Annotated in this window: 4 protein-coding genes; all 4 read left to right on the forward strand. The window is 38.6% G+C overall.

The window, feature by feature from the left end:
• The first annotated feature begins 20 nt into the window (after window positions 1-20).
• Window positions 21-263 carry a hypothetical protein gene (locus ACFIQE_RS06425; RefSeq protein WP_375612878.1) on the forward strand — a complete coding sequence of 81 codons (243 nt, stop codon included), beginning with the start codon at window positions 21-23 and terminating at the stop codon, window positions 261-263.
• Between the two features lie 49 nt (window positions 264-312).
• Entirely contained in the window at window positions 313-501 is a 189-nt protein-coding gene (locus ACFIQE_RS06430; protein ID WP_375707402.1) for a hypothetical protein, read from the forward strand.
• 91 nt (window positions 502-592) lie between these two features.
• Window positions 593-949, forward strand: a complete 357-nt coding sequence (locus ACFIQE_RS06435) for a hypothetical protein (protein ID WP_375707403.1) — start codon at window positions 593-595, stop codon at window positions 947-949.
• A 383-nt stretch (window positions 950-1,332) separates the two neighbouring features.
• Window positions 1,333-6,218, forward strand: a 4,886-nt coding sequence (locus ACFIQE_RS06440) for a Vomp family autotransporter (RefSeq protein ID WP_375707404.1), incomplete at its 3' end; no start/stop codon positions are given.

Genomic DNA, 6,218 nt, shown 5'->3' on the forward strand with positions numbered 1-6,218 from the left:
GGAGCGTTGCTGTAGGCAATATGGCTCATGTTTTAGAGAAAAGCAGTGTCGCAGTAGGTGGTGAATATAATAAGAAGAGCGAACACGGGGAAAATGATTATACTCTTTCGAAGAGTGATTATTCAACAGTAGTAGCAGCTGTTTCTAAAGCTTTAGAATATGGTTCGATTGCTCTTGGTCACTCCGTACATAAGCATTTGCTCAAGAAGCTATTTCTATGGGCTTCTATTCAAAAGCAAAAGGGGTTGGAAGTATCGCTTTAGGTTCCTATTCTAAAGTGATGGTTGATGGGGGGCTATCGGGAACAGCTCTGTGTTCGGTAGGACTGCTGGCGTTTTTGGGGATACGTCTGTTCTGCAAGGACCGGCTAAAAACACTGAATCTCAATGGAAAAGTACGAAATTTGCAGTAAGTATTGGTATTCCTAGTAAGAACATAACGCGACAAATTATAGGCGTAGCAGCTGATAGCAAACCTGCCGATGCAGTGAACCTTAGATAGTTGCAGGATTTAAAAGAAGTCGTAAGAAAAAAAGGTTGGAAATTGTCTATTTCTGGTGAGGCAGCTAAAGATATAGGTGCTAGATAGTACAATGAATTTTTCATCGGGAGGAAGTAACTTCAGGGTTAAAAGAGATAAGGACGATGAAAATAAGCTCATATTTGGTTTGGCTAATGATATAGCATTGAAAAGCATAACATTAGGAGAGAAAACAACAGTCGATGCAACAGACTTAGTAATTACTGATGGTTTGCAAATAACCACCGGTAGTATTAATGAGGCAAGTAAAAAAGTAACAAATATTGCAGAAGGAACTAGTAATACTGATGCAGTAAATTTTTCACAACTGAAGGGAATAAAAGAACAAGTAGCAGTGAGTATTTTTGTAAAACAGGATACAGCAACGAGACACATTACTATTAGTAAGGATATAGATGGGGCATTTTAGTAAAAAGCTTTCATAAATCCTCTTATGAAATAAAAAAATCTTATTCACGAAAAATAAACTGATGCCTAAGCGGATGATCAATAGGCACAAAAAATTATACCTCTTTCAAAGAGATCAAAGCTAAAAACGACACACAACCTTTGATAGAAAAACGAAATCCATTCTAATATTAAGTATTTTTTTACCTTCCTCAAATTGACTTTCACGAACCTACCCCTAATTACCCTCTAAAGACACTGTAGAAACAACAGTTTATGTCTTAATTTTATTTATGTCCTAAAACACGCTGTAAAAGCAGGAACACGCAAAGGAAATAAGAAAGTTTTAGAGTTCTAGAGCATACATTTTTTGTGTTTTTAATCTGTTATTATGAAGGGGGTATTATGAAAAAATTATATACTACACAAAATCTGCGTGATTTGAGTTTTTCTCGCTCACATCGTCGATCATCATTGTTTAAAGTAGCTTCGTTGGGAACTGCGGTTGCCTTGTTTTTATCGAATGCTGCTCCTGTTTTTTCAGCAAATCTCGATTTAACAAAGGCATCTCTTGAAAATGTGAAGAATGCCGCTGTAGTTTATCCGCAAAGTACTATTTCTGCGTATGATGATTATAACAGTGGTATGGATGGTTATAATTCTGTAATAAATGTTTTAACAGTCGACGGAAGATTTGCATGGGAAGATGCGCAAAACATCTTCACAGTGAATAGCACGCTCGTTCCTGATTCAAAAAGGGATAAGAAGGCTAAAAAAGCTGTTGTTTTAGATCCAGAGAAATATAGGGCAAAAGAGAAAAGTTTTGCCATAAACTCTATGGCTCGCACTTCAGGGCTAGACGGTATTGCGATAGGTTCCGTATATGATAATCAAGATAGCATTGAGGAATATACATTCGCGAATGGTTACTCCTCAAAAGTGAGGGCTGATCGTAATGGAGCTATTGTTATAGATAAGAATGCTGAAACGCGTGCGGCTGAAACACGGGCGTATGGCAATGTTGTTCTTGGGGACGGTTCTGCGACTACATCGCTTGCTGGCGCTGACGGTTACAGTCCTATCGAGCTAAGCGAAAAAAATAAAAACAGTGAGGTATGGAAAGGTACTGCAAATGCAGCGACTATTGGTGATTATAAAAATAAGGTAACACGCCAGCTTGAAGGAGTGGCTGCTGGTAGTTATTCTACTGATGCTGTTAATGTTGCACAGCTAAAAGCGTTAAAAACTTATGTAGACCAAGGTTGGCAGCTGTCTATTGGAGGTAAAAATGCCACAACGATTGGTATAAAGAGTACGGTAGATTTGTCGGCTGAAAGTAACAACCTTAAGATCACAAAAGGTGCGGAAGACAATAATGTAAAATTTGATCTAGCTAACAATATTACAGTGGAACGAGTTACCGCTGGGAGAAGCTCTGTAAGTGATGATGGCATTATATTTGCTGATGGGGCTAGAATAACTGTGGATGGTATTGATGCTGGCAATAAGCAGATTACAGGAGTGGCAGCTGGGGAAGAACCTTATGATGCAGTGAATTTTGCGCAGCTACAAGAGATAAAAAATCAAATAGCAGCAAATAGTCTTGTTAAGCAAGATGGTGGAGAAGAAGGTCGTATCACCATTGGTATAGAAACAGGTGGTTCTGAAATCAATGTTGCAAACAAATCAGGTGATGCTCGTGCAATTTCCGGTGTGAAAGAAGCAGTTAAGGATGATGAAGCCGTTAATAAAAAACAACTTGATGGTGAAATTGCAGATATCACGGACAGTATTAAGGTCATTAAAGAAGCAAATAACTTTGCGGTTCTTTATGATAAAAATGCAGATGGCACCATTAATTATAATAGCGTGACTTTGGGTGGTGATAAGACTACGGCACCGGTTGCTCTCCATAATGTTAAAGATGGCATGATTGCGCAAGGATCGCATGATGCAATTAATGGTAGCCAGATTGAAAAAATATCCCGAGATGTAGCAGTCATTTTTGGTGGTGATGCGGAATTTAGCGAAGGTATTTTGTTTGGTCCGCACTATCATTTATCGCAAATTTCTGAAGATGGTGTAGCAATAACTAAGGACCATAATAATGTTGGTGATGCTTTGACAGGGCTTGATGACAATATCAACAATGTGAATAGCCGCTTAACACATGTAGCTAATGAGTTTACTCAGAAAATTGAGGGTGTTTCTAAAGATTCTCTATTGTGGAGTAATGATGAGCAGGCGTTTGTAGCACAGCATGGAGACGGAAAAACCAATAGCAAAATTAAATTTCTTGCCAATGGAGATATTACTGAAAATTCAACCGATGCAGTGAATGGTTCGCAGCTCTTTGTTACTAATCAGAATGTTAACACTGTTACAAATAATCTGACAACAATTGCTAAAAATATATCAAAGTATTTTGGTGGTGGTGCAGACGTATCTAACGGTAAGGCTCCCACTTACACTATTCAGGGTAAGCCACATAATGATTTTGAATCTGCTTTTAGTACTGTTGATAATTCTATCACGAATATACAAAATCAGATTACGAATGCGACAAAAAACAGCCTCGTTAAACAAGAAGAGAATGAAGGTACTATCACCATAGGTAAGGCAACAGGTGGTATAGAAATCAATGTTGCAAATAATGCAGGCAACGATAGGACGATTTCTGGTGTGAAGGCAGCTGTAAATGCTAATGACGCTGTTAACAAAGCCCAGCTTGATAAAAGTATAGAGATGATTTCTAATGATATTAATCTCACAAGTGCTGCTGCAGTTCTCTACGATAAAGAAAACGGTGCCATTAATTATGGTAGCGTAACTTTAGGTGGGGTAGATAACCAAGACCCTGTTGCTCTTCATAATGTTAAAGATGGCATAATTGCGCAAGGATCGCATGATGCAATCAATGGGAACCAAATTAATAAAATATCTGGAGATATAGCAAATTATTTTGGTGGTGGTGCGTCATTCAAGAATGGTACCTTTAAAGGACCAAAATATAGTTTATCTGTTATTGTTGAAGATGGTCAGATGGCAAAAGCCAACTATTATGACGTTGGCTCAGCTTTGACAGGTCTTGATGCAAATGTGAAGAGTGTGAATACGCATCTGACGAATGTAGTAAAAGATGTCAATGAAAGAATCACGAATATTACTCAAGAAGTTAAAGGGGACGCCTTGTTGTGGAACGGTGATGAGCAGGCATTTGTAGCACAGCATGGAGAGGGAAGAACCAATAGCAAAATTAAATTTCTTGCCAATGGAGATATTTCTGCTAATTCAACCGATGCTATAAATGGTTCGCAACTTTTTGTTACTAATCAGAATGTTACCACTGTTACGAATAATCTAGCAAAAATTTCTCAAAATACATCTCAATATTTTGGTGGTGGTGCAGATGTATCTAACGGTAAGGCTCCCACTTACACTATTCAGGGTAAGCCACATAATGGTTTTGAATCTACTTTTAATGCTGTTGATGCTTCTATCACGAATATTCAAAATCAGATTACGAATGCAACAAAAAATAGCCTCGTTAAGCAGGAAGAGAATGAAGGTGCTATCACCATAGGTAAGGCAACAGGTGGTATAGAAATCAATGTTGCAAATAATGCAGGCAACGATAGGACGATTTCTGGTGTGAAGGCAGCTGTAAATGCTAATGACGCTGTTAACAAAGCCCAGCTTGATAAAAGTATAGAGATGATTTCTAATGATATTAATCTCACAAGTGCTGCTGCAGTTCTCTACGATAAAGAAAACGGTGCCATTAATTATGGTAGCGTAACTTTAGGTGGGGTAGATAACCAAGACCCTGTTGCTCTTCATAATGTTAAAGATGGCATAATTGCGCAAGGATCGCATGATGCAATCAATGGGAACCAAATTAATAAAATATCTGGAGATATAGCAAATTATTTTGGTGGTGGTGCGTCATTCAAGAATGGTACCTTTAAAGGACCAAAATATAGTTTATCTGTTATTGTTGAAGATGGTCAGATGGCAAAAGCCAACTATTATGACGTTGGCTCAGCTTTGACAGGTCTTGATGCAAATGTGAAGAGTGTGAATACGCATCTGACGAATGTAGTAAAAGATGTCAATGAAAGAATCACGAATATTACTCAAGAAGTTAAAGGGGACGCCTTGTTGTGGAACGGTGATGAGCAGGCATTTGTAGCACAGCATGGAGAGGAAAGAACCAATAGCAAAATTAAGTTTCTTGCCAATGGAGATATTACTGAAAATTCAACCGATGCTATAAATGGTTCGCAACTTTATCTTATGAGCAACCAATTGGCTGCGTATTTTGGTGGTGGCGCTGGCTATAATAATGGAGAATGGACTGCTCCTACTTTTAAGATAGTACAATTCAAGGCTGACGGGAGCTCTGGTGAAAAGAAGAATTATCATAACGTTGCCAGTGCTTTTGACGGCGTAAGTGAGAGTATGTCTAAGATAAACGACCGCATTCAAAATGTTGAAAACAATGTCTCGTCCAATGGTTTAAATTGGAATGAACAGAAAGGAATGTATGACGCTAGTCATAAAGGTAAAGCGAGCAAGATTGATAATGTATCTGATGGTAAAGTTGAAAAAGGCTCAAAAGAAGTTGTAAATGGAGGACAGCTATGGGAGACGAACAAGAAGGTCACAGAAGTTGAAAACAGGGTAGACACAATTGAAAACAGAGTAGATAATATCCATCAACATATACAAGATATTGAAATTTCAGTCGCAGATGGTGCGGTTAACTATGATAAAGATGGAGAAGGAAACAAAACTAATAGGATCACTTTAGAGGGTGGAGATTCCAGTGAACCTGTTTTAATTGATAATGTTGCGGATGGCCGTATTGAGAAGGACTCGAAAGAAGCTGTGAATGGTGGTCAACTGCATGATTACACTCAACAACAGATGAAAATTGTTCTCGATGATGCAAAAAAATATACGGATAGTCGGGTGGATAATATTGTTATTAATGCCATTGATGATGCTGTTGATCGGTCTGACCGATATACAGATATGAAGTTTAATATTTTAAGTTATGATATTAAGAGCGTACGGAAAGAGGCAAGGCAAGCAGCCGCCGTTGGTCTAGCAGTATCCAACCTACGTTACTTCGACGAGCCAGGATCTTTGAGTGTCTCATTTGGTAGCGGCACATGGCGTGGACAATCCGCATTTGCTCTTGGTGCTGGTTATACATCTGAAAACGGAAAAATCCGCTCTAATCTCTCTGCCACGAGTGCTGGTGGTCATTGGGGCATAGGTGGTGC

Origin of the sequence: Bartonella sp. AA1HLJMS, from assembly GCF_042197445.1 — a bacterium.
Lineage (GTDB): Bacteria > Pseudomonadota > Alphaproteobacteria > Rhizobiales > Rhizobiaceae > Bartonella.